We start from the raw sequence: 24,585 nt of genomic DNA, 5'->3' as shown, positions 1-24,585 counted from the left end.
ACGCTGCCCCCGCCCCACACCACAACAAGAAGATGAAAGGCACACCGATGTCCCCGCAGCCCCCAGCGGACCTCCGTACACCGGCGATGACGTTCGACGCGATGGTCGAGCACGTACGCTACGAGGGTGCCTACCCAACCCGCGAACGGGCCGAGCAGGCCGTCCGTGATGTGCTGGCCGGACTCGGTCGGCAGCTGATCGGCGAAGAACGCGTCGCCCTGGCCGCCCGGCTTCCGGTCGAGGCCGCGCTCGAGCTCACCGCCCAGCTCCCCCGCACCGAACCGCTCACCGGCTTCGACTTCGTCAGCGACCTGGCCACCCGCACCGGCGGCACGCCCGCCACCGCACGCTGGGACGCCGGGACCGTTTTCGCGATTCTCAGTCGCCTGACCGGGAACGACCTCATCAACCGCGTTCTCGCACAACTGCCAACCGGGTACGCCTTGCTTTTCGGCCGGGCCGAACTGGCGCCGACCGCATAGCGGTGGCCGCGGTCGGCTCTCGCCCAGCAATTCACCCCTTCGGAACCCACTCGGACTGAGCTCGTTGCGCACGGGTGAAAGAGCGCCAGGAGCCGCTTACGGACAAGGGGCATCGCAAAGCAACGGACACAGTACCTACGCCGAGTCGAGCATTCCGCGCTGAAGGCCTACGAAACAGCTTGCGGGAGCGAGCCGAGCAAGAACTCGGCCAGCGTCTCAGTACGTCGGTACTGCTTCCAGCACAGGTGGACATGTCAGGGAGCGGCGGGCCGCTACCGCCCAGCGCGGCAGCCGGCTCGCGCCCCGTCCACAGTAACCACCAGGGGAGGACGCGCCGCCGCGAGCCCTCCCTTGCCCGGCGATCATCCCGAGGAACACCCGCGAGAACGGTTGGCCCGCGAAGCGCGCCCAGGAAAGCTCCCAACCAGGCGGTGCTGACCACTCGACTGCGGTGCAGATGCATGCATCCACCTCAAAGGTGACGGGTAGCTGCCATCGAACAGCGGACGCGTGATCGCACCTCACCGCGGGGGCCCTGCTCGGACGTCCGGCTACACGGTACGGGCTGACCCTGTGGTTCGTAGCCTTGCGATGACGGGCTTCCGTACGCCAGTGCCCCACCCGGCACCGACAACACGGCCGGCCGTCACGGCGCCGGGGGTTCGGTGATCAGCGCCAAGAGGCCGGCGATCTCGTGATCGGACTCGGCCGGATGGCGGAACATGGCGCCAGGGACAATCTCGTAGCGGTTGCGCCGGCCCTCGCGCGACCGGACCAGGTATCCGCCCTCTTCGAGGTCGGAGACCACGCCCTGCACCGTCCGCTCCGTAAGGCCGCAGGCGGAAGCCACGTCACGGAGCCTGATGCCGGGGTCGCGGGCGATCATGATCAGGACCCGCGCGTGACTGGTGAGGAAGGTCCACCTCGGCTGGTCCTGGTCCTGTGCGCGTCCGTCCATGCGCCCCATCATGCGCTCCCCGTTTCCTGATTATCAACCCACGAAAAATATTTCATGATTTGTTTGACGTACGTTGCCGGTCCGAGCATCATCACAGGTGGCAGGAAGTCCCCTGGTGGAGCAGCGGGAGCCCACGATGTCGCGGCCGGACCACACCCACGAAGACGACGGCACCGCCCCCGACCCCTGGGCGCTGCCCACCTATCTGCCTCCCGGAGGCACGCGGAGCTTCGCCGACCGGGCCACACTGAGCCTCGCAGCGCGCGGAACGGACGGTGCGGTGGCGGTGATCACCGGGGAAGTGGACGCCGGTTGCGCAGCGGACCTGGAACGCTGCCTCATCGCGGCCATGCGCGCCCACCCCGAAGGCCTCGAGCTGGACTTGTCCGGGGTCACCTTCTTCGACTGCTCGGGCCTCAACGCGCTGCTGGAGGCCAGGACCTTCGACGGCCGCGGCGGCGGCATCCTGACGATCAAGGTCATGAGCCCGCCCGTCGCCCGCGTCCTCGACTTGACCGAGACCCGGGCACTGCTCACCCGCGGCCGCTGACACCGGTGCGCACGGGTGCGTAGCGGACGCCGGCGGAAGCTGGTGTCCAGGGGCGCCGGTTGCCAAGCTCGAAGGTAACCAGCCCGTCGGTTGGAGACCCCATGTCACCTGCCGATCACTGATCGTGTCCGACGACGTTGACCGTGAGGAAAGGACGTGTCGTGAGCTCCACCTGCACTTACGTGCAGCGATTCGTCCTGACGGTGTCGACACCGAACAGCTGACGTCTGATCGCACCTCACCGCGGAGGCCCCTGCATGGACGTCCGGCCAAACGGTACGGACTGACCCTCCGGTCGCAGTCTTGCGACCTGTTGGGGACGGGCCTCCGTACGCCGGGGGCTGGGGTCCCCGGAGAGTGAGCACCCCCCTTGGGTACCACCCAGCAGCGGTTCATGCGCCGTGGCGTCACCAAGATCTACTTCCTGGCGGACATCACCGCGGCGACCAACATCCCGACCCGCCAGGAGATCACCACCGGTCGACCTGTCCGGCGCGATCACCGACATCGCCGACTGGTCGCTCGGCAACTCCCCGATCGACACCCCCGACCTGGGCTCCACGCTGACCACGTCGATCCCCGGCGAGGACAAGGCCGACGACACCATCGAGACCCTGCTCAAGAAGGGCGAGGAGGGCTTCGTCGTCATCCTGCGCAAGGGTGACGTCATGGCGTCGAGAGCGCGTAAGAGATGGTCCCGGCGGCCCCCTTCGGGAATGACAACGGCGACGGAGTCATCACGTACCCGCCGGGCGCCGTCTGATACTCCGGCCTGGCGGAAGTGGTCTCCCCCGGGGTGCTGCAGCAGCATCTCGCCAACGGCGAGTTCCACCGCGTGCCGTCCCTGAACCTGTGGACCGCCGACGCCGGAGACGGCCGCGCCCAGCTCAACATGAGACCGGACGAGCCCGGCGGGACCACATCCCACTCCCGCGGCCGGTTCGAGGGCCACAGGTCGCGATGAGGCCCTTGCCAAGCGCAGACGGCAACGGCGCGGACGCCCTGCACAACAGGGCTCAGGCGTTGCCAGGTTGTGAACAGGGTCGACGGGATGACCGCTCGGCCCCTCGCACGCGGCGGCCGGGCGACCGGACCGGCCGCCCGATGGTGAGGTGCACCCGCCGCGGTGGAGCGGTGGCCGAGAAGTCGTGAATACGACACGCGGCGCCAAGTCGCCAACTCCATCCATTGACCTGGTTGTCGAGGGCGCGCGATCTTTCTTCGGGCAGCGCGTCATGTGCCCGACAACGTTATCGGACCACTGCCGGAGTCGCCCCGTGCTCGTTCCCCGTCCTTCGCGCCCCCTCTCCCGGTACTTGAGGGGTGCCCCCGCCCGGCCAACGGGATCCCCGTGGCAACGTGCCGTCGGCGGGGCCGCGGCCCTGCTGCTGGCCGCCCTGGCGGTCCAACTGCCCCAGCAGAGCCCGGCCGTCGCCGATGACGCCGGGCCGGCGGCGGAGTCGCTGTGCGGCGCCCCGCAGCCCGGGCACTTCGGTTGCTTCGCGGTGCGCCGAGCGGACACCGACAGCGGTCGCACCGCACGGTCCGCCACTCCCGAGGGATTCAGCCCGGCCGACCTGCGCTCGGCGTACGACCTGCCCGCGGACGGCGGCGCCGGGGCGACCATCGCGGTCGTGGCGGCCTACGACAACCCGATGGCCGAGCAGGACCTCGCCGCCTACCGGACCCAGTACGGGCTGCCGCCGTGCACGGCGGACAACGGCTGCTTCCGCAAGGTCGACCAGCGCGGCGGCACCGACTACCCGCAGCCCAACGACGGCTGGGCCGGCGAGATATCCCTGGACCTGGACATGGTCTCGGCCGTCGCGCCGAAGGCGCACATCCTCCTCGTCGAGGCCGACAGCTCCGCCACGGACGACCTGGGCACCGCCGTCAACACCGCGGTGGCGCTGGGCGCCCGCTACGTCTCCAACTCCTACGGCGCCTACTACGACGGCCCCGACCTCGCCGCCCTGGACGCGGCGTACTTCGACCACCCCGGCACCGCCGTGGTGTTCGCCTCCGGCGACTACGGCCACGGGCTGAGCTACCCGGCCTCCTCCCCCTACGTGACGTCCGTCGGCGGCACCTCGCTCAGCAGGAGCGACACCGGTGCGCGCGGCTGGACGGAGACGGTGTGGAGCGGCACCGGCTCGGGGTGCTCCGGCTACCAGCCCAAGCCGGCGTTCCAGACCGGCACCGGCTGCGACAAGCGGTCGGTGACGGACGTCAGCGCGGTCGCCGACCCCGACACCGGCGTGGCGGTCTACAACACCTACTCCGGCGGCGGATGGGGCGTCTACGGCGGCACCAGCGCCTCCGCCCCGATCATCGCCGGTCTGTACGCGCTGGCCGGGACGCCCGTCGAGGGTACCTACCCGGCCGGGTACCCGTACCGCGCGCTCGGTGCGCTCAACGACGTGACCACCGGCAGCAACGGCCACTGCTCCGACGACGCACCCTGCGACCCGGACACCACGTCCCCATGCGAGCCTGCGAACAGCTGCACCGCCGGCCCCGGCTACGACGGACCCACGGGACTGGGCACGCCGAACGGCGTCGGCGCCTTCCGCCCCGGCCCGCACGGCACCGTGACCGGCAAGGTCACCGACAAGGCCACCGGCAAGGCGCTGTCCGGCGCGACGGTGCGGCTGGGCGCGCATGCGGCGGTCACCGGCGCGGACGGAAGGTGGTCGCTGGCGGCGCCCACCGGCTCGTACACGCTGACGGTCAACGCCTTCGGCTACTCCGTGAAGGACCTGGGCAAGGTCACCCTCGCCGACGGCACGGAGCTGACCAGGAACGCCGCGCTCGCGGCCGTGCCGACCACCACGGTCTCCGGGACGGTCCGGGACGGCGGCGGACACGGCTGGGGCCTCTACGCCCGGCTGACCGTCGACGGCGTGCCCGGCACCGTCCACACCGACCCCAGGACGGGCCGCTACTCCGTCCGCCTCGAGCGCGGCAAGACGTACACGCTGCGCGCCACCGGCCTCTACCCCGGCTACCGCCCGGCCGAGACGAAGGTCGTGCTCGGATCGTCCCCGAAGACGGCCGACCTGACGCTCCCGCTGGTCGGCTCCGGCACCCTCCCGCCCGGCTACGCCGTCGACTACCACGGCGGCGGTTTCCAGTCCTTCGACACCGCCGCGAAGCCTGCCGGGTGGAGCATCGTCAACCACACCGCCGCCGGCGGCTGGGGCTTCGACGACCCGCTGACCCGCGGCAACCAGACCGGTGGTGACGGCGGCTTCGCCCAGGTCGACGACTACGCCCTCGGCTGGGGCGAGGTCGACACCGAACTGATCAGCCCTGACTACGACCTCTCGGCGCAGACCCGGCCGGCGCTGGAGTTCGACACCGCGCTGCCCAGTCTGTGGCGCTTCAACGACCCCACGGCCGACATCGACGTGAGCACCGACGGCGGGGACCACTGGGACAACCTCTGGCACCACACGGACGTCGTGGAGGGCCCCTCCCACCAGGTCGTTCCGCTCACCGCCTACGCCGGCAAGTCCTCGGTGCGGCTGCGCTTCCACTTCGCCGGCTCCCTGACCGGCATCTGGCAGCTGGACAACGTCGCCGTCGGCACCCGCTCGCTGGTCACCGTGCCCGGTGGGCTGCTGACGGGCCGGGTGACGGACGCCAACACCGGTGCCGGAGTGGTCGGCGCGACCGTCTCCGCCGCGAAGGCCCCCGAGGCCAGCGGCCACAGCATCGCCACGCCGGACGACCCGGCCGTGGGCGACGGGCTGTACTGGGCCTTCTCCTCCCGTACCGGCCGCCAGGAGTTCACCGCCGCCCTGCCCGCCTTCGGCTATCCGGCCGGGACGTCGGCGGCGACGGTCAAGGCCGACACGGTCACCGCCGCGGACCTCGCGCTGCGCCCGTCCCGGCTGAAGGCCACCCCCGGTGCGGTGGGCGTCACCGTTCCCTGGGGCGGGAAGAAGACCGTCACGGTGAAGGTGCGCAACACCGGCGGCGCCCCGGCCTCTCTCGCCGTCGGCGAGCAGGCCGTCGCGGGAACCCCGGCGCGCGTGTCCGGCGCCCCCAGGGAGCGGAGGGCCGCCAGACCCGATCCGCTCGACGTCGCGGCCACCGCCACGACGGACACCACGGCGGCGGGCCGGACCGCCGGGGCGACCGCCGGGCAGGCGTGGCAGCCGCTCGCGGACCTCCCGCAGCCCATGACCGGGGGGATCGCGGCCGCGTACGACGGCGTCCTCTACACCGGTCTCGGCCAGACCCCCGACGGTCAGTGGACTACCGCCCTGCGCTCCTACGACCCGGCCACGGCGACCTGGAAGGACCTCGCCCCGGCCGTCACCAAGCGCAGCGGCGCGGCCTACGGGTTCGTCCGGGGCAAGCTGTACGTCGTCGGCGGCAAGAACCGCGCGGGCACGCCGATCGCCGGGGGCGAGGTCTACGACCCGGCGAGCGACACATGGTCGCGGATCGCCGACGCGCCCAAGGCGTACGGCAATTCGGCCGCGGCGGCGGTCGGCGACCGGCTCTACGTGATCGGCGGCTGCACCGGCATCTCCTGCGGCACACGCGACGTCCAGGTCTACGACCCGGCCGGCGACACGTGGTCCACGGGACCGGCCTACCCTGTGCCGACCTCCTGGCAGAGCTGCGGAACCGTCGACGGGACGCTGTACTGCGCGGGCGGTGTCCACCAGGGCGACGGGCAGCCTGCCCACGCCACGGCCGTGGGCTACGCCCTGGACCCGGCCGCGGGCCGCTGGACGCCGATCGCCGACCCCCCGGTGGACTTCTGGGGTGCCGCGACGGCGAGCGGCGCGGGCCGGCTCATGGCCGCCGGCGGTGTGCTGGTCGGGGCCGCCGCGGTGACCAACGAGGCCTACGCCTACGATCCGGCCGCGGACACGTGGAGCGCGCTGCCGAACCTGCCGCAGCCGCTGTACGCGGCGGCCGGAGCGCCCGGCTGGTCGGTCCTCGGCGGCCAGAGCGCCGACAGGGTGATGCAGACCTCCGCCCTCGAACTGCCCGGTTACGAGGCACCCCACGGGGACGTGACGTGGCTGGCGGCGAAGGCGGGCTCCTCATCCGTCGGCGCGGGCAGGACGGCGGAGCTCACCGTCACCGTCGACGCCCGGGACATGGGTCCGGCCGACGCGGGCGTGCACCAGGCGCGGCTGGTCATCGACAGCGACGGGCCGTACGCCTCCGTCACCGTGCCGGTCACCATGACCGTGGTGGCGCCGCCGGGGTGGACGCACCTGACCGGCACCGTCAGCGGCGCCGAGCGACATGGCGGCAGCACCCCGCTGGCCGGAGCCACGGTCCGCGTCGGGACCGGGGCGGGCGCGCACACGCTCAGCACCGCGGTCGACGGCTCGTACCAGCTGTGGCTCCCGGACGCCGGACCGACCGTTTCCCTCACCGTGAGTGCCGATGGCTACCGGACGGCCGAACGCACGGTGCGACCGCGCGGTCGTGACGCCGTCACCACCGACGTGGTTCTGACCAGGCGTTACTGACCTTTCCGTTGGGTTGTCGTGGATGACGTCGGGCGGCCCCTGCGCATATCCGTGGCCATGGGATATGCGCAGGGTGGGGTCTCACACCGTAGGGTCAAGCGGCTCAGGAGCGAGTGCGAATGCTCGCCACCGTGACGATGCAGCGGTGGCCGGCTCGGTGAAGGGCCCCGGCCCCGGGCAAAGCCACCGCGGTGGCGCTCGGGGCCACTTCGTGAGATCCGTCCGCTGCGGCCTGCACAGCATCCAGCGAAGACTCCGCCTCATCCACGGATGCCTCGCGGGAACCGGGCTCTCACTCGACCCGACAACCCGACGAAAGGTCAGTAGGACCTCCCAAGCGGGGTACGGGACTGCACGGTCTCGCGATCAAGTAGGAACACCCGATGAGCGACGTGACTGCCTCCGTCGAGGGGGATGATGAGCCGGCGGAGCGGATCAGACCCGTTCACCGGATAGGGACGCCGTGGGTGAGGCAAGCAGAAGCGGTGTCGCTGGATGCCTTGGCGAATTCAGCCGCGTCGCCGCGCATCCCCGCGTCCATCAGAGACCGCAGCCCCTGCGCGAGATCCGGGTCGCCGCTGTCGCTCGCCAGCCGCAAGGCAAGCAGGAGGTTCGCGTTGACCTCTGCGGCCTGGCCATCCGCGGCAGAGGCAAGCACTTCCGCGTACAGCGTGCACGCCTTCCGGGCGGATTCCTCCCCTGAGCCGATGGGCGAGGCGATACCTGCGGGGGATTCCCGCGCGGACTCGGCAGGGATCTCGCCGACGGTTCCGTACACCACCAGGCACAGACCGGCGCCGAGCAGCGCCGGCACCGCCGGGTTGCGCGTCCTCGGGTTCCCGGTCGGGCTTGGGGTGGACATGGGTTTTCCTCGCGTCAGAAGCAACGCCGCGGGGACTGTGAGCGCGGTGGCAAGAACGGTCAGGACAAGAATCCTTGCGGTGGTGTCGAGGACCCATGTGCCATCGACTCCGGCCGTGCAGCCCTCACCGGCCGCAAGCCCGTCAGCGCATCGGAAACCGCTGTTCACCGTGAACAGCGCGGCGGCGCTGAACAGGGCTGCCGCGTATCCGGCGAACACCGCGGCAGGAACGGCTCGATTCGGTGGGGAAGCCCCGAGGCGGGAGTTGATCAGTACGACATGCGCCACGAGCACTGCGAGAGCCACCGCGCCGACCACGGACCAGTGCCCGAAGGCGAGCGTGAACCCCTCCGAGAAGCGGGTGTCGTCGGACACACGAGCACGGATGAGCAAGCGGGCCGCGGTCGAACCCGCCGCGTATACGAGGAACGCTGTGGGAGGGCCGAGCCGTACCGTCCGATCGGCGAGCACGGACGCGCCGACTCCCGGGGCACTGAGCGGGAGTACCCACACCACGACGGATGCGGCGAGCGCCGGCCTCCACTGCGAGAACTGCGTCACCACAGGATGCTCGAACATCGCGTAGGCCCAGTAGGGGCCGGCTGAGGCAGCGCCTGCGGCCTGCCGGAATTCCTCCACCGCCAGACGGTCCGCCTCCTGCCAGACAGCGGTTCCGAAATCTGCGAACAGCGGCCAGTAGGCGAGCACGGTGGACAGCAGGAGCGCCAGGGCAACCGCCCCTGCTCGCCAGGATCGCCACGTGGCCGCGCTCGACCGCCAAAGGCGTGCGCACTGCTCGATCCATCCGATGGCCAAGGTGGTCAGCACTGCCAGGCTCACCCCCAGCACGGCCCACACCGCGAGAGAAGCCGTTCCACTCGGACCGATGACGTCCGCAAAGATGGTGGCCGGGGCCATCCGGTATCCAGCCAGCAGACCCGCTGCCAGTCCCAGCCCGCTGCCGACCGTACGGCCCGCAATGCCGGCGCCGGGGGCATCGTGTCCCGGCTCGCCCGCTGCCCGCCAGGCCCCTGCTGCGATCACACCGCCCACCAGCAGGGCGGGCAGCAGCGCTGCGATCCACCGGAGTCCCAGCGGTGAGCCGCCGGGGAAGGCCAGGATGAGCCACTGGTGGATCCCCTCCACGGCCAGGCTCGCGGTGACACCGGCCGCAAGGCTCTCCCAGAAGCCGATCCGGGTTCTGCGATCGGGGTCCGCGAGGTTGTCGAGTCGGGCCCGGGGCGAGGGATGAGGTGCGGCAAACCTTCTCCAGGCGACGTGCCTTTTCGCAGGATCCTGTGTCAAGGGGGCGGTGAGTGCCCTTTCCATGGCTGAGGGATCCTTGAGTCCGCCCCTGGCGGCGAGATCAGCCTGGTACTCGCGTATGTGCAGCAGAGCGGTGCGCAGGAGATGGACCATCGCAGTCAGCGCCAGCAGCCGCCACAGCCATGCCGGGCCGGTGATGCGATCCGTGGTGAGCAAAGAGAGGGGAACGGGAATGACCGCCGTTACGATGAACGCCCACCAGACCGATTTCGCCAGATAGTGAGTGTGCGCGTCGCGATGCCGTACATGGGCGAGTTCGTGGAGGACCACGGCGCGGAACCGTTGTGGGTCGCGGTGCAGGAGCGCCTGGAGGCCGATGTTCAACCGTATCCGGTAGCGTCCCATCCTCCCGAACGTGACCGCGCCAGTGCTGGGTCGTGGGGAACTGAGGAACTCCGGAGCCTTCCGGAGTCCGGCGAGCTCGACCAGACACGACAGTTCCGTCCGCAATGGATCCGGCTGCGGGCCGTGATCCGGTAGCGGGCCGGCGACATCACGCCACTGCCGCCATCGTGGAAACAGCGCATACAGGGCTGCCGCCAGGAGGAGCAGCGCGAGTAACGCGGTGACGATCCACCAGGCCACGGCTCGCTCGTACGGCGCCATGCACACTGTCTCCTGCGTGCTGAACCTGCCCGGTGCCGCATTTTCGGACGCCCTGAGGGCGCAGGTCTGCCACCTTCTCAGGTATGCGTTGTCTCGCGACATCACGCTGTAGAAGGTGAGATTGTGCATGACTGTCGTGCAGGCCAGCACTGCGGCGAGCAGCAGCGCCAGTCGTGCGGTCGTAGGGGAAGGGATGTCTGGATGGCCGTCGGCTCTCGTCATTCGCATGACCTGTTTTCGGGTGCCGCGGTGATGGTCAGTGCCCCGAGGAGTGAATCCGCGAAGAGTGTGGAGACGTTGTCGTCCCAGCCCATGCGCCCGGACACTGCGAGTGCGGTCTGCCGGACCCGGATGAGCTGGTCGGCCGTCAGTGAGGCCAGCGGGTCCCGCCCGTTCCGGTCCGCGGTGGATTCGGTCTCAAGCCGTTCGGGGCCTTGGGTCGTACCCCGCAGCCGGTTCCATATGCGCCGCCCCCAGGCACACAGGAAATTCTGCGCCGGAGGCAGGACCGCATCGGCCACCGCAGCGAGGACCAGTGGTGTCACGACCTCGACCAGTTCCGCCAAACCGAAGCCGACGGCCTCCGTGGCAGTGTCCGGACGACTCAGCCGCAACGTTCGCGATCGGTCCGTGAAGAACGCCTGTCCGTAAGCGTTCAGCTGTGGGAGCTCCTGCGGAGCCAGCACTCCAATGGCGCGTTCCGAAATGGCGAGTATGTGTTCACGCTGAATCTCCGGAATACGTGATCTCCCCATCACCGTCCCTCCGTTCCCCTCGTTGGCGGCACGCGCCGTCCTCCACGCGGATCGCGCTGGTGGCATTGGCCCGCCGGCGCGATGGCTCCGTACCCGGCCGCGCCGCACCACTCGTCCGGCAGTCGGGCGGTCATGTCAGACGGTCCGTGACGAGGGCGGCCTCGCCGTCTTCGTCGATGAGGCGCTGCAAGACGCCGTACGGCAGCCACACCAGGGGGTAGCGGTCGCCCCAGCTGTTGACCAGCCGTACCGCCTGGAGCCGGTCCGAGGCGCCGTACACGCATATGGCGTGGCCGCCTCGGACGCGTCCGAGGGGACCGCTGCCGATCCAATGCCCCTGGCGGCCGCGGGATTCGGGCGTGTCGAAATTCGCGTACCAATTGCACCCCAGGACGGCGGGGGTGCCGTTGGCGACGCACGTGCGGATCTCGTCGGTGCCGGTGGCCCAGCGGTTCTCCAGGATGCCCTCCGCCAGGGAGACCGGTCCGCCGGCACCTCGTACCAGGCGGCGATGGCCCTGGGTGCGCAGCACGTCCATCGCGGCGCGCACGGAGGTGCCGTTGTTGTCGCCGGGTTTGGTGTCGGGCCATTCGTCGGTCTCCTTGGCCCGGTCCCACAGCCAGTGGGCCTCGTAGCGACGGCGGTTGAGAATGGACATCATCCAGGACGACGAGAATCCGACGCAGGCGCCTTCACGGCCCTGGTCGTACAGGTCTCGGTAGCGGGGCAGCGGGAGTTGTCGCTCCACCGTCGGTACGGCGGCGGGGGCGACGGCCGCGTAGGGGTACCGCTGCACGTGGCGGAAGTCACCGGGGGTGCGCCGGCCCAGGGGTTGTTCGCCGGTCATGACGGGTCCTTCGGGGTCTCGGTGGCGGGGAGCGCGATGTGCAGGAGTTCGTTCACTTGGCGCTGCCACTCGACGACGGCTGTCTGGGGAATGGGCTGTCCCAGCTGCGCCCCGATCGCGTCGGCGAGTGCGGCCGGGTCGGGGTGCCCGGCGAACGTCTTCGGGCTGGTGATGCCAAGTCGCAGCAGGGCCTCGCGCACGGGTCGGGGCAGTGGTGGCAACGCGAGCAGGGCGACCTTGTCCAGCAACGGTGCGAGGCCGTCGGCGGGGCCCAGCCCGACGGCGGCGAGTGACTCCCGGCCTGCGGGCTGGGCGGTGAGCCGTGCGAGGTCCTCCACCGAGTAGATCCGCAGCGCCGTGAGCCGGGTGATGGTCTCGGCGCTGAGTTCCGGCAGGACGGTCAGCGGCTGGTCGAGCCTGTCGGGCGTGGGTACTGCGACACCGCCCGGCGCGGGGCGGACCCGCATCCGTATGCGTCCGAGCTGTTCCTCGGCAGGTGCGCGGCCGACCACGGTGGTGCGGACCTGACCGAGGCGATCGATCTGTACGGCGACCGGCATGCTGAGGTCGAGTTCGTCGATGATGTACGAGCCGGTGGCCCGCGGGTAGCGGGCGAGCTCGCTCTGCATCCGGTCGACGGCGCCGGCGATGGTCTCGCCGAGTTCGTGCAGGACGACGTCACCGTCCGGCCGCTCGTCTCCCGCGACTTCGATGACCACAGTTCCGTGTCCGGTCTGGTCCCAGACGACGGTGGTGTCGGTGGCAGCGAGCAGCACGTCGTGGCTGTGGAGCCGGAAGAACAGGTCGGGCGGCCCGCCACCGGGGCCGGGAGGGACCAGCAGGTCGAAGGTGCCGTCGTCGGCTGCTTCGGTGGCGGTGCCTACCATGCCGCCCTGCCGGGGTGCCTTGTCCCAGGCCTCGACGCGCAGCCTCGGCACGGCGGCGCGGCTGAGCGGGTCGAGCAGTCGGCCGGCGATGCGGTAGCCGGTGACAGGAGTGCCCGGAACCTCGGTGAAGGTGATGTCGGCTTCAGCGGTGCCGTCGGTCAGCGGCCAGTCCGCGGTGAGGGTGCCGTCGCTCGTGGCGGTGGTGAGCACGAGTCGGCCCTGCGGCACCCGGTCGGCCGGGTAGGACAGTGTGAAGCGGCCGGCATAGGCGAGTTCGGCGCTCTGTGCGGGGTGTACGTGGCCCGGGTCGATGGCGGTGACCGAGCCGGCCGACAGCCGCCGCCCTCCCGCGCCGCTGGCTCGCCCGAAGAACCGGCGGGTGTTGCCGGAGGCATCGATGCGGATGATTGTGGATCCGGGCTGCCTTCGGCCCATGGGCAGTTGCACAACGGCGGCGAGAGCGCGCGGGTCGAAGTCCTTCGCGGAGTCCCCCCGGTGGACGCGGATCACCACATCGCTGTCGATCGTCAGGGGCAGCGCCAGGCTGAAGCCGTCCGGGCCGCAGACGGTGGCGTCCAGCGCATCTGCGCTGCCGGGCCGGTCCGCCGGCCGCCATGCGCTGACCACGGCGACCACCGGCGTGCCGGTGGCGACGTCCAGGACCTCTCCCTTCATGATCCCTCCTCCTCGACACGGCCTGAGGGTGCGGCCTGGTAGCGCACCCCCACGGTGAGCAAGGCGTTCCCCAAGGCGCTCAGCCGGGTGCCGGAAGGTGCGCCCGGCCCCGTCTTCGGGATCCAGCGGACCGTGCACGGGACACGTACGCGGACCTGCCGCCAGGCCAGCGCGGTGGGCGGTATCCCGGTTTCGTCGTAGGCGTCCAGGCTCTGCGCAGCGCGTGCGTCGAGTTCGGCCTGGGCGGCGGACAGTCCACCAGCCAGGCCGGCGAGGAGGTCGGGCAGTCCCGGGGACATGGTCACCTCTGCAAGGGGATTTCCAGGTGGTAGGCGGGGTCGTCGGGCGGCTGCAGGAAGTGCGACACACGACTGTCGGCCCGTACGGCACGCTCGAAGGCGGCACGGTCGTGGATCGAGCCGGGGGCGATGTCCAGGACGGCGAGGCGGCCGGGGTCCGCGGTGTGCCGGGAGACGTTCGACGCACCGACTTCCACGATCTTGTCGCGCATGGCACCCCTGATCCGGTCGGGACTGTGCCCGGCCGCCTTCCCGGCGGCGTACACGTCAACGACCTGGTCGCCGTACCGCCCGTAGAGCTTCTTCTGGGCGGGCACCCCGGCGTGCTCGCAGTTGTCGTACATGATCCGCGCCTGGTCCTCGGGCGTGCGCTGGGTACTGGTGACCAGGAGCGAGGACAGGCGGGCGGTGCCGGCGATCTCGCGCAGGACGGTGAGCGCGTACGCGGGGACGGCTTCGCGGCGGGCCTGGGCACCCCATCGGACATCAGGCTCGGCCGCGGGAGCCGGAACGGAGGGGCGGGGAGGCGAGTCGCCCAGCAACGACGCCAGTGTGAGTGACGGGCGTGCGCCGTGTTCCGCGAGCATGGCGACCGCGTCGTTGACGAAGCGCACGAAGCGGTCGACGTGCTCACCGGTCCCCATCGGGTACTGGCGGAGCTTCCAGCGGTTGCGGGCCCCGGTCTGATGAGCGAGGCGCCCGGCGTTGTAGGCGGCGGCCACCAAAGGCGGGTCCAGTGCCGTCTGCCGGGCCTGAAGTGCCATGTACGCGGTGCCGGCGGTGATGGCGTTGCCGGGCACCAGGAGCCAGTCCCGGCCGAGGCTCAGCCGCATCGTGTCCCGCGCAGTGGAGATCAGCGTCTGGGTGAGACCGACACTGACCTTGTTCGGGGTCCTCTCGTCCGAGGCGTACCCCGGCTCCAGCCGTACGGCGTCCGGGTGGCCGCCGGACTCGGTGCAGATGGTGGCGATGATCAGTTCGACAGGCACCCGGTGGTTCCGGGACGCCTCGTCGATCGCGGGTTCGTAGTCCTTCCAGACACGGGTGACGCTCGCAGGGCGACCCTTGCTGCGCTCGACACCCGTGCCCTCGATCTGCACGCCCTCTGGGACCAGGCGCCAGCGCACACTATCGGCAAAGCCGTGGTATTCGGACAGCGCCATGACGGCTCGTCACAGCACCACGCCGACTGACTCGCTGACGAGGCCGAACCCGACCCGGATCAGCGCCTGCACGGGCCGGTCCTGGTCAGGCGCGGTGACCCTGCGTTTCAGCGTCACCGTCATCTCGCCCTGCTGGTCGGTCTTGCCCGGGCTGGTGTACGCCAGGGTCGGATCGCTGATCTGCACGGAGAGGTGCTTCTCCGGGTTCGCGGCACCGTCGCTCCGCCGCAGCACGGCGGTGAGCTCGGCCTGCTGGGCGACGAGTGTCTTCTTGTCGCCCTCTCCCTCGTACACCGCGGTGCGCGCGCCGACGACGAGCTCCAGCCGCGGCCCCTTCTGCAGGACGAACGGCTTGGGCAGTTCGATGTCGGCGCGCGGCTCCAGGGTCGCCTCCATCTCGAGCTTCCCGGCTGCCAGGTCACGGCTGGACGAGGCGTCCACCGCGGTGTTGCTGTTGCTGTACGCGGCGTAGGCCGAGCCTCCGAAGGAGATGCCGGACGCGCCGATGCCTCCGCCTACCCGGGCGCCGGCGGCGAACGACTTCTGCTGGATGTTGAGGCCGTTGCGGGAGTTGAACTCCTGGACGTCCATCTCGGCCCGCAGGTGGATCCTGCTCCAGTGGTACGCGGTGGGCGTGATGAAATTGGCCAGCGGCAGCTTCTGCATCTGGATCTTGCCCTCCGTCATGGTGCCGTCATCGTCCTTGATCTGCTGCTCGAAGACGGCGATCACCTCGATCTGGGTCTTGGACAGCATCTCGGCGGTCTTCATGAGGGTCTCGTCGAGCTGCTGCTGCGCCTCGGCGACGGCGACTCCGATGCTCTTGACGAACGCGCCGAAGGCCACGCCCCCCTTCTCCAGCTCATCGTCGACTTCGGAAGCGGCGGCGGTCTCCCCGACGGTGCGCGGCATCGCGTCGACCTTCGCGTCACCGCGCTGCACCACTTCGCGCCCTGTGTCGGCAGTCCACTCGGCGACCCGCTGCGCGGCATCTGCCGGAGCCGGGTCCGCCGGCTCCTGCGCGGTCGCGGGGACCCGCCTTCCCTCCTGTCCCTTGCGCTCGCCCGCTCCCGACGTGCTCCTGTCGGCCTTGCCCGGCTGCTTGTCCTCGGCGGTCATGGTCGGCTCCTCCCCTGTAGGCCACCGAGCGTGCCGTCCACCGCTCGTCCGCCGCATCGGGGAAACCCCTACACCGCTCCCGCCCGTGCGAGCTCCCGGGCCCGATCGGACGCGATCGGATGCCCAGCTTGCGGTACACCCGGGTCAGATGGGCCTCTACGGTCTTGGGTGACATGAAGAGCGCGACCGCCACCTCCGCGTTGTTCGCCCGTCTGCCACAGCACGCGCCACCTGCAGCTCCTGCGGGGGGTGAATACGTCCAACCGGGGTGGGCCGGCCTTGTCGTCCCCCAGGCGATGGCCCGGCCGCCGACAGCTCGCGCCTGGCCCACTCTGCCCACAGGCCCGCGCCCAACGCGGCGAACGCCCAGTGCGCGGCGAGCAGCGGCTCGCGCGTGGCACCCGGGCGGTGAAGTCGGCGCATCACCTCGCCGTAGGTGAGCAATCCCCGGGCCCGCTCATACGGCATCTCCCTGCGGGCATACGCCATCTCGGCGTGCCCCAGCCACCGAGCGGCCTCCTCGGGGCCGGTCGCCGGCATGGCACGGCAGGGTGCCTCGGCAGCCGCGGGCCAGGCCAGGCCCGTCGCGACGGCCTTCCCGCCCAGCCACTCTGCCACCTCTTGTGCGCCCTGCCGGTCTCCGTCACGCAGCCGGGCCTCCGCCAGGTCCGCCACGAAAGTCGGCATGTTCGGATTTCCGATGCCTGTCTGTCGGACCAGTTCGAACGCCCTTTCCAACACGCGCAGTGCGTCCGCCGGGCCCCGGGCGGCCTGCAGGGCCGCGCCCGGCGCACCGTCCGCCAGAACGTCCATGCCTTTGGTGCCCGGGCCTCCCCCATGGCTTCGGTAGTCGGCCAGGTGCTCTTCGCAGCCGGCCAGGTCACCCGCACGCGCGCCAATTGCGGCGAGCAGTACGTGCGCGCAGCAAGCCATCGCCGGGTAGCGCAGCTCCTGCGCCCAGCGCACGGCCTCTGTGGCGTTCGCGCACAGCCGACCGAGAAGACACACTCGCCGTCTTTCGGGCCCTCGGCTTGCACGGTGCCGTCAAACACAATCGCGTATACAGGCACCTGCCGGGCACCTCGATGCAGTCGAGGCCGAACTGGCGGTGACACTGCTCTCCGACATGCAAAAGCTGTGGGCCCTGATCGACGTCAGCGCCGACTGCTGGATCCCTGGATCGCGCGCTCCGGCGGCGCTGAAGGAGGCCCTGGAGACACGGGGGATTCCCAGGTCTCGTCGTGAAACACCGAGGCTAGGGGCGCCGGATGCGGGGGGCGTCGCCGGTCAGTCAGCTGGTGCGGGCCTTGGGGCGGCCGGCCTCCCGGCCGGGCGCGCCGACACCCGGTAAGGGACTTCCGTCCACCGCCGCCTGCGGAGCGCGCAGGGGTGCAAGGCGACCGCCGCCCACGGCCGCCCGAAACGCCGACGGCCCCTTCGGGTGAACCACTGGGGTTCACCCGAAGGGGCCAGCCGCCGGCGGTCAGGTGTGCGCTACCCCTGGGGGATCCACATGGGGTTGGCCCACTCCGTCGACGGCGCCCAGAATCCGGCGCCGCCGGCGGAGCCTGCTCCGTTGCCTCCGCGGCTCAGCAGGTCGGATGCCCTGGCGATGCGGTCACCACCGTTGCCGCCGGCCGCGACTGGACGGTCGTCGCGGTCCGTGGGCTGGAACCCGACCGTGTAGGTGCGGGTGACCGAACCGTTGGCCGAGGTGACCTTGATGGTGCGGGTGGTGAACCGGTGCCCGGTCGACGACAGGACCGAGCTGCCGTCGGTGACCTTCACCCGCGCGCCGGACTGGGCCGGTACGGCGGAGAGGGCCGGGACCTTCTTGTTCTTCGGCCAGTCGACGACGTACGTGGACACGGCCGGGTCGAACCCGTCGATCGCGATGCCTCCGACGGTGATCGCCTTGGCGTCGGCGACGCTGGCCTTGGTGGCGTCGGTGTGGTTCGTCACCTTGACGGACCCGTCGGCGTTGACGACGACGTGCGCCGCCATCGCGGCCGCCAGGTTGATCCGCTCCCAGCTCGCTCCGCCGTCCGCGGTGAGGTCCAGCGGGGAGCCGGAGTCCGTCGCGGTCTGCTCGAGGATCTGGGTGCGCTGAGCGGTGGTCAGGTCCGGGAAGGCCGTGATCAGCAGGGCCGCCGCGTCGGACGGCGCCTTGAGGGCCTGCCCGGACTTCCCGACCTGGGAGAGCCCGTAGTCCAGGCGCTGCGTGTACAGGTCGACGTGCTGCGCCGTGCTCAGGCCGGCGTAGGAGTCGCCCTCGCAGGCCTCGAGCGTGTCGCCGTAGCCCTCCTTCTCGCAACTGGCGAGCAGCACGTTCTCCATCTCGGTGTGGGCCTGGGTCAGCAGCTTCGCGAAGTCGGGGTCCGCCCACCGGTGCGCGACGGTGGCCTGTGCGGCGATGCGGCCGCCCATGACGTCGAGCGGGTAGTGGAACCCGAGGACGATGCGGTTGTCCCCGTACTCCGAGGTGCGGGCCAGGATCGACGGTGCCAGCTCCGGCAGGAGCGTGGCGAGGATGGTCCCCGCTTCGTAGCCGCCGTAGGTGTGGCCGCTCGGGTAGGAGCCGCTGGTGGTGAGGCTGCCGTAGGAACCGTCCTGCGACTCGTAGACGGCACCGCCGTCGCCGACGAACCCGAGCCGCGCGTACGGGCGCTGGTAGCCGAAGTGGTCCTTCGCCGCCCCGCCCTTGTCGAGGCCCTGAGTGACGCGGGAGAACAGCGCGCCGGTCTTCGGCAGCCGGCCGCCGTTGAGGGCGTCCAGGTAGATCTGGCCGAGCCGGGAGCCGAGGCCGTCGGCCATCGTGACGGTGGAGCTGTTCGTGGCGTCGACCTCGGCCCGGTCCACCTCCTTCTGCGTCGCCGCGTTGTTGATGCGCACGGCGATCCGGTCGTTCTCAGCGGTGGGCGAGGTGCCGTAGGGCACCTTGGTGTTGGCGGCGAGGATGCCGGAGTCGAGGTGCTCGAATCCGTTGAGCAGGCCGTAGAAGTAGTCGGTCCCGTCGCCGGTGCCCGGCCACTTGTCGGACGTGTAGCTGGCGTTGAGCGTGTCGTCCGGGAAGGGGGACGGCTCGTACGCCGGGTCGGAGGCGTCCGCCGGGGCGGTCGCCGAGGTGGTCACCGGGACGGTCGCGGCGGTGTCGTCCGACGTTCCGGCCAGCGTGACCGCGGTGACGGTGGCCGCGTGGGCCTTCGCCTTGCCCGTGGTCGTGAGCAGCGTCGTGCCCGCCGTGGCGGGGACGTGCGCGGTGGTTCCGTCGTCGAGGGCCACGGTGTAGCCGATGATCGGGAATCCGCCGTCGCCGGCCGCCTGCCAGGTCACGCGGACCTGCTTGCCGTCGGTGATCACACCCGTCACGGCCGGCTTCTGCGGCTTGCCGCCGCCGGTGACCACGGGTGCCGTGGCGGCGCTCGGCTGGGAGGTGCCGACGGCGTTGACCGCCTGGACGCGTGCCGTGTACGACCTGCCCGACCGCAGCCAGGTGAAGGTCGTGCTCCGGCCGTCCGGATCCTTGATCTTGATCTGGTGACCGTCGTTCAGGGTGATCTCGTAGCCGGTGACCGGTGAGCCGCCGGTGTCCTTGGGTGCGGACCAGGCCACGGTCACGCTCGTGCCGGACGAGGTCGCCGACACCGCGTCAGGCGCGGCCGGCACCGTCTTGGGCTTCGTGGTGAGCGCGGACAGGGCGTGGCGAAGGGTGTCGTACCGGGCGGTGAGGGTCGCGTCCGCGGCCGCGCCGTCGGCGACCGCGGTCTTCGCCGCGGCGAGTGCCCCGGTGAACGCCTTCCACGACGCGTCCGTGTAGCGGTCGTCGTCGAGGACGGACGCGGTGGCGACCAGGTCCTCCAGCTTCAGCCGCGGGAGCGGGATCAGCTGGCCCGCGGCCAGGGTGAGGCTGCGCGTCTGCGTGTCGACCTCGAGCTGGGTCGCGTCATCGGCGGTGACGAGGATGCGTGCAGCGGCGAGTTCACGCCCGTACACACCGAAGTCGATCGCGTCGTAGCGCTCCGCGTCGGCGGAGAGCCCCTCGTACTGCTCGATCGCCTTCCGCAGGGCGGACTTGTCCGTGACGGCGGGCGTCTCGACGTGGTTGAAGGTGATCCGGCCCAGGTTCGCGACGTACGGGTGCGAGGAGTCCGGGTTCGTCGTCAGCCGCAGGTAGACGGTGTGCGTGCCGGTGATCGCCTTGGGCAGCGTCACGCTCGTCGTCCCGCCGGACGACCACGCGGATCCCGTGACCGGCAGCGGCACGGTCGCGTACGGCGTGCCGGGGTTGGCCGTGTCGAAGGAGTCCAGGTAGAGCTGGACGGCGGAGCCGGTGCCGCAGCGGGCGGAGTTGTTGACGTAGGTGATCGTGACGGTGCTCTTCGGGGAGGTGCCGAAGTCGACGTCCCCGTAGTTGAGCCACGCCCCGTTGTAGGTGCCGCCGAGGTCGGTGGTGGAACCGGAGCCCGTCCAGCCGACGGGCTCGCTCTTGAGGCCGCCGCCGCTGTTGGAGCGCCACGCGGTGGCGTCGAAGCCCACGGGGGCGTCGGCGGTCTGCGTCAGGGCCAGCGAGTAGACGTTGCCCACGTAGGGCTGGGAGGCCGTCTGCGTGCTGGAGACGAACGCCGCGTACACGTCCTGGACGCCGGTGAAGACGCTCGGGTCGAGGTGCACGCTCGTGGTGGCGATGGTTCCCCAGCCCGATCCGCTGTAGTCGAGCGGGATGTCGACGCTCTTCGCGCCGTCCTTCGAGCCGAGGTGCAGCTCGATGTGCGAGTCCGACGCGGCCCGCGACTGGGGCTTGTCGTAGCGGACGGTGACGGTGTCGGCGCCGCTCTGGAGGTTCGTGTCCTTCCACTGCGCCCACGCGCCGTTCGTCACGTTCTCGAAGATGCCGTTGCCGAGGTTGAGCGGCAGCGAACCGTTGCCGGTCGCGGTGCTGTTGACCGCGGTCAGCGTGGCGAGCGTGGTGGTGGGGGACGTCGAGACCTCGTACGGCGAGAACTGGTACCAGTCGAAGTTCGACACCCACTGCTGGCCCGACGGGGCGTGGAACACGAACGTCGCGCTCTTCGCGTCCAGCAGGGCGTCGGCGTCGGTGACGGCCGCCTGCACCGTGGAGTAGTACTGCCAGCCGCCGGTGCCGGGGAGCGGGACGGTGGCCACGATCGGGCCGTCGGCGGCGCCGGCGTGGACGTCCACGCTGCTCGGCTTCGCGTTCGTCGCCTGCGAGTTCGCGTAGCGGACCGAGATCGTCCGCGGGGCGACCCCGCCGAAGTCCAGCCTGGTGAACCGCTCCCACGACCCCTCGGTGACGCCACCGAGGTTGCCGTCGGAGTTGTTCCGCTCACTGACGAGGCTGGGGCCCTCCTTCTGGTCGGGGCTCTCGGCCTGCAGGACGGCGTAGCCGCCCTCGTCGATGGTCAGGGCGTCGATGGCGGTCTGCAGCGCGTCCTGCGCGGCCATGATCGTGCCCGTCGCGGAGGCGGTGTCCGCGAGGACGGTCCGCGCGCGTTCGAGGGCCGACCGGAACAGGTTCCAGGAGCCGTCGGAGTAGTTGGCGCTGCGCACCACGGACGCCTGGTCGACGAGTGCGCCCAGGGCCTTGCGCTGCACCGCGGCGGCGGAGACGAGGAGCGGGTCGGTCGGGGATATCCCGGTGCCGGTCACCGTCGAGGCCCGCACGCCGTGCGCGAAGGCCGCGTCCCGGAAGGTGATGCCGAAGCGCGCGTCGACCTTCGTGGTGCCGGTGAGGGACAGCGTCGCCGTCCGCTTGTCACTGACGCGGAGGTCCGCCGTGACGCCGTCCGGCAGGCCGGTCACGCTCGCCGCTCCGGTCTTGGTGAGGCTGGTCCCCTTGCGGGCGTCGAAGGACGCCGGTCCGGAAAGGGCGAGCTTCACGCTGTCGTGGAGGGTGCCGTCCTCGTCGGTGTCGACGGTGCCCGGGTGGGCGGAGAGGACGGTGTCGCCCTTGTCCGTGCCCGTGTCGCCGTCACCCGTGTCGCCCCCGTCGGTGTTCAGCGAGTACGCGGGCTCCGTGTGGGCGCCCCACTGGGAGGGCTTGGACCCCATGGTGAAGTCCAGGGTTCCGCCGGAGATGATCTGGGAGTAGTCGAGCCACGTGTTGTCGAACCGCTTGCCGTTGAGTGTCGCGCTCTGCACGTAGTAGTTGCTCGGCGACACGCCGTCGGCCTTCACCGTGAACCGGGAGCCGTTGGCATAGCTGATCGTCGTCGAGTCGAAGAACGGGCTGCCGATCTGGAACTGGCTGGATCCGGCGGTCACCGGGAACAGGCCGAGCGCCGCGCCGACGAACATGGTCGACATGGTGCCGGCGTCGTTGTCCATGGTCGGCAGGAAGCCGTTCGGGGAGAGCTTGTAGACCTGGGTCTTGACCGGCGGGGTGAACTGGCCGCCGGAGCTGGGGGCCTCGTTCGTGGAGCCCGTCGCGATGTAGCGGTTCCAGGTCTCGCCGGTGTAGATGGCGCGCACCCACTTCTGCGTCAGGCTCGGCTCGCCGACGTAGTTGAAGAGGTAGGGGGCCTGGAGGTCGATCTCGTTCGCGTTGGAGTGCAGCATGGTCGAGCCGTCGTCGACGGTCGAGTCCTCGCCGAACATGTGCTTGACCGCGGCCTTGCCGGCCTTGTCGCCGCCCATGGCCTCGATGAGGCCGCCCATGTCGTAGGCGTCGTACCAGTGGTACTGCCAGAGCGTGCCCTGGTAGAGGCCGGCCGCCTCGAACTTCTCGTAGTCGGCGCTCTGCCAGTCGCCGTTCGCGGCGCGCGGGGTGAGCAGACCGACCTTGGTGCCGTCGGCCGCGGTCCAGGCGCCGGACTTCACGAGGTTGTCGATCGCCATCGTCGACTGGGTGCGCAGCTTCTTCGCGTCGTCCTTCTTGCCGAGCGCGTCGGCGACGACGGACAGCGCCCACTGGTCGTAGCCGCGCTGCACGGTCGTACCGGGGTCACCGGTGACGTACCCCTGCCGCAGCTGCGCGCCCGTGTAGAACCCGGAGTACGACAGCAGCGCCGGGTACGCCTCGTCGAGCCGGTCGAAGTTCTTGTAGCCCTTCGACAGCGCGTCGGCGACCAGCACGGCCGAGCGCTCCCAGCGCACGGTCGGGACCGAGTGGGTGAGGCTGCCGAGGCTCTTGCCGGAGGTGCGCTGGTCGGCGAAGAGCACGATCAGCGACTGGATCATGTCCCGGTACGTGGCCGGGTCGATGTAGGACTCGACGGAGTACTTGCGGAAGTCGTCCCAGGTGGACCAGCCGTCGTAGTACGTGAAGCCGTTCGCCTTGTGCACCGCACCGTCCGCGCCGCGGTACGTCCCGCTGGTGCTGGTGGCGTTCACCGGCAGCGCGTACATGCGGTACAGGTGCGTGTAGAACTCCTTGGTGAGCGTCGACCCGGGGTCGGACTTCACCGAGGAGCGCACGTCGACGGCACCGAGCGCCTCGTTCCAGTCCGCCTTCGTCCGCGCGCGCGCCAGGTCGAAGGTGAGGTCGCCCACCTCGTTGTGCTGGTCGGTCGTGGCCTGCTCGGCGCTGATCGGCGACAGCGTGATGCGCAGCTCGATGTCGTCGCCCGCGGCCTTGTCGAACCCGAGGACGGCGCCGGTGTCGGACCCGTCCTGCGTGGTCGCGTCGCTCAGCTTGCCGTCGTTGCCCCAGCTCTTCAGGGAGGTCACGGCGACGTTCGTGGTGGCGGCGTAGTACAGCTTGTACGAGGCGCCGTTGAACGAACCCGCGATGAGCCCGGTGATCGACGTGGTCCCGTTCGGGAGCGTCGTCGCCTTCATCGTCGAGCGGGTGCGGCTGGTGAAGTTGTTCGCGAGGTCGAGGACGAGCTCGGGGTTCGACCCGGCGGGGAAGCTGTACCGCTGCAGCGCCGTGCGCGTCGTCGCGGTCATCTCGGCCTTGATGCTGCCCGGGTCCTGCTTCACCGACGACGCGGTTCCGGAGATGGCCCCGAGGCCCACCTGGTACGAGCCGGGCGTCGCGCTCTCGTCGTCGTGGCTGTACGCGTGGGCGTACGTGCCGGCGGCGGGGCGGCTGTCGTACTGCACGGAGGTCGGGACGACGAGCAGGTCGCCACCGCCTCCGGAGCCGCCGACGCCGTCGAGGTTCGTCGCGGTGAACCCGGCGATGTGGTCCTCGTTGTAGTCGTACCCGGTGTGGTTCCGGTTCGGCGTGGTCAGCGGGTTGACCTTGGCCAGGCTGTGGGGCGCCTGCGCGCCCGGCAGGTCGTTGCCGTCGTCGCCGGCGGTCGACACGAACGGGTCGACGAGCTTCGTGTAGTCCGTCCCGCCTGACGTCCCGCCGGACCCCGTGGACGTGGTGGCGACGGGCACGGCGGCGGCCGCGCCGCCACCCGCCAGCGCGCCGAGGCCGAGCGCCCCGGTGAGCAGCGCGGCGACCGTCGCGCGCAGTGGCCGGCGACGCCCGCTCGCGGTTCCCGGAAGGACCGCGCGGGGCAAGGGGGGATGGGATCTGATGGACACGTAACCTCTCCAGCGTCGCAATACGCACGCACGGTTCGGCCTCACCAGAAGAC

The 24,585-nt window shown here is 70.7% G+C and carries 13 protein-coding genes and 1 pseudogene; 4 read left to right on the top strand and 10 right to left on the bottom strand.

Annotated features, from left to right (window positions below):
• The first annotated feature begins 86 nt into the window (after positions 1-86).
• Positions 87-482, top strand: a complete 396-nt coding sequence (locus PV410_RS32190) for a DUF2267 domain-containing protein (RefSeq protein ID WP_500329281.1) — start codon at positions 87-89, stop codon at positions 480-482.
• 646 nt (positions 483-1,128) lie between these two features.
• Here PV410_RS32190 and PV410_RS32185 read toward each other — a convergent pair.
• Positions 1,129-1,440, bottom strand: a complete 312-nt coding sequence (locus PV410_RS32185; protein ID WP_499516336.1) for a helix-turn-helix transcriptional regulator — start codon at positions 1,438-1,440, stop codon at positions 1,129-1,131.
• Between the two features lie 97 nt (positions 1,441-1,537).
• Between PV410_RS32185 and PV410_RS32180 the strand changes: the two genes are divergently transcribed.
• The 3 genes from PV410_RS32180 to PV410_RS32170 all read left to right on the top strand — a co-directional run bounded on the left by PV410_RS32180 (position 1,538) and on the right by PV410_RS32170 (position 7,494).
• The gene (locus PV410_RS32180; protein ID WP_500329280.1) at positions 1,538-1,990 is read left to right on the top strand and encodes an STAS domain-containing protein; all 453 of its coding nucleotides are present in this window, start codon (positions 1,538-1,540) and stop codon (positions 1,988-1,990) included.
• Between the two features lie 401 nt (positions 1,991-2,391).
• Positions 2,392-2,838, top strand: a complete 447-nt coding sequence (locus PV410_RS32175) for a phage tail tube protein (RefSeq protein ID WP_500329279.1) — start codon at positions 2,392-2,394, stop codon at positions 2,836-2,838.
• Between the two features lie 468 nt (positions 2,839-3,306).
• Positions 3,307-7,494 carry a carboxypeptidase regulatory-like domain-containing protein gene (locus tag PV410_RS32170; protein WP_500329278.1) on the top strand — a complete coding sequence of 1,396 codons (4,188 nt, stop codon included), beginning with the start codon at positions 3,307-3,309 and terminating at the stop codon, positions 7,492-7,494.
• A gap of 445 nt (positions 7,495-7,939) precedes the next feature.
• Here the strand turns inward: PV410_RS32170 and PV410_RS32165 are convergent, their stop codons facing one another.
• The 9 genes and pseudogenes from PV410_RS32165 to PV410_RS32125 all read right to left on the bottom strand — a co-directional run bounded on the left by PV410_RS32165 (position 7,940) and on the right by PV410_RS32125 (position 24,508).
• Positions 7,940-10,510, bottom strand: coding sequence for a M48 family metalloprotease (locus PV410_RS32165; RefSeq protein ID WP_500329277.1), 2,571 nt, complete (start codon positions 10,508-10,510; stop codon positions 7,940-7,942).
• Positions 10,507-11,043: a hypothetical protein gene (locus PV410_RS32160; RefSeq protein ID WP_500329276.1), complete on the bottom strand. Its 537-nt coding sequence runs from the start codon at positions 11,041-11,043 to the stop codon at positions 10,507-10,509. The genes PV410_RS32165 and PV410_RS32160 overlap by 4 nt, the downstream gene beginning before the upstream one ends.
• A gap of 130 nt (positions 11,044-11,173) precedes the next feature.
• Positions 11,174-11,890, bottom strand: coding sequence for a hypothetical protein (locus tag PV410_RS32155; protein WP_500329275.1), 717 nt, complete (start codon positions 11,888-11,890; stop codon positions 11,174-11,176).
• Positions 11,887-13,452: a hypothetical protein gene (locus PV410_RS32150; RefSeq protein ID WP_500329274.1), complete on the bottom strand. Its 1,566-nt coding sequence runs from the start codon at positions 13,450-13,452 to the stop codon at positions 11,887-11,889. The genes PV410_RS32155 and PV410_RS32150 overlap by 4 nt, the downstream gene beginning before the upstream one ends.
• Positions 13,449-13,757 carry a hypothetical protein gene (locus tag PV410_RS32145; RefSeq protein ID WP_500329273.1) on the bottom strand — a complete coding sequence of 103 codons (309 nt, stop codon included), beginning with the start codon at positions 13,755-13,757 and terminating at the stop codon, positions 13,449-13,451. The genes PV410_RS32150 and PV410_RS32145 overlap by 4 nt, the downstream gene beginning before the upstream one ends.
• Complete coding sequence (locus PV410_RS32140; RefSeq protein WP_500329272.1) at positions 13,754-14,914, bottom strand: transglycosylase SLT domain-containing protein; 1,161 nt, start codon at positions 14,912-14,914, stop codon at positions 13,754-13,756. Before PV410_RS32140 ends, PV410_RS32145 begins: the two co-directional genes overlap by 4 nt.
• Before the next feature lie 9 nt (positions 14,915-14,923).
• Positions 14,924-16,033, bottom strand: coding sequence for a hypothetical protein (locus PV410_RS32135; RefSeq protein WP_500329316.1), 1,110 nt, complete (start codon positions 16,031-16,033; stop codon positions 14,924-14,926).
• 121 nt (positions 16,034-16,154) lie between these two features.
• A pseudogene (locus PV410_RS32130) lies at positions 16,155-16,226 on the bottom strand (LuxR C-terminal-related transcriptional regulator); the annotation flags it as partial.
• A gap of 1,301 nt (positions 16,227-17,527) precedes the next feature.
• Positions 17,528-24,508, bottom strand: coding sequence for a glycoside hydrolase domain-containing protein (locus PV410_RS32125; RefSeq protein WP_500329271.1), 6,981 nt, complete (start codon positions 24,506-24,508; stop codon positions 17,528-17,530).
• Positions 24,509-24,585 lie beyond the last annotated feature (77 nt).

It is taken from the genome of Streptomyces sp. PA03-5A (assembly GCF_033792725.1).
Taxonomy (GTDB): domain Bacteria; phylum Actinomycetota; class Actinomycetes; order Streptomycetales; family Streptomycetaceae; genus Actinacidiphila.
This window is presented reverse-complemented; position numbering and strand designations above follow the sequence as displayed.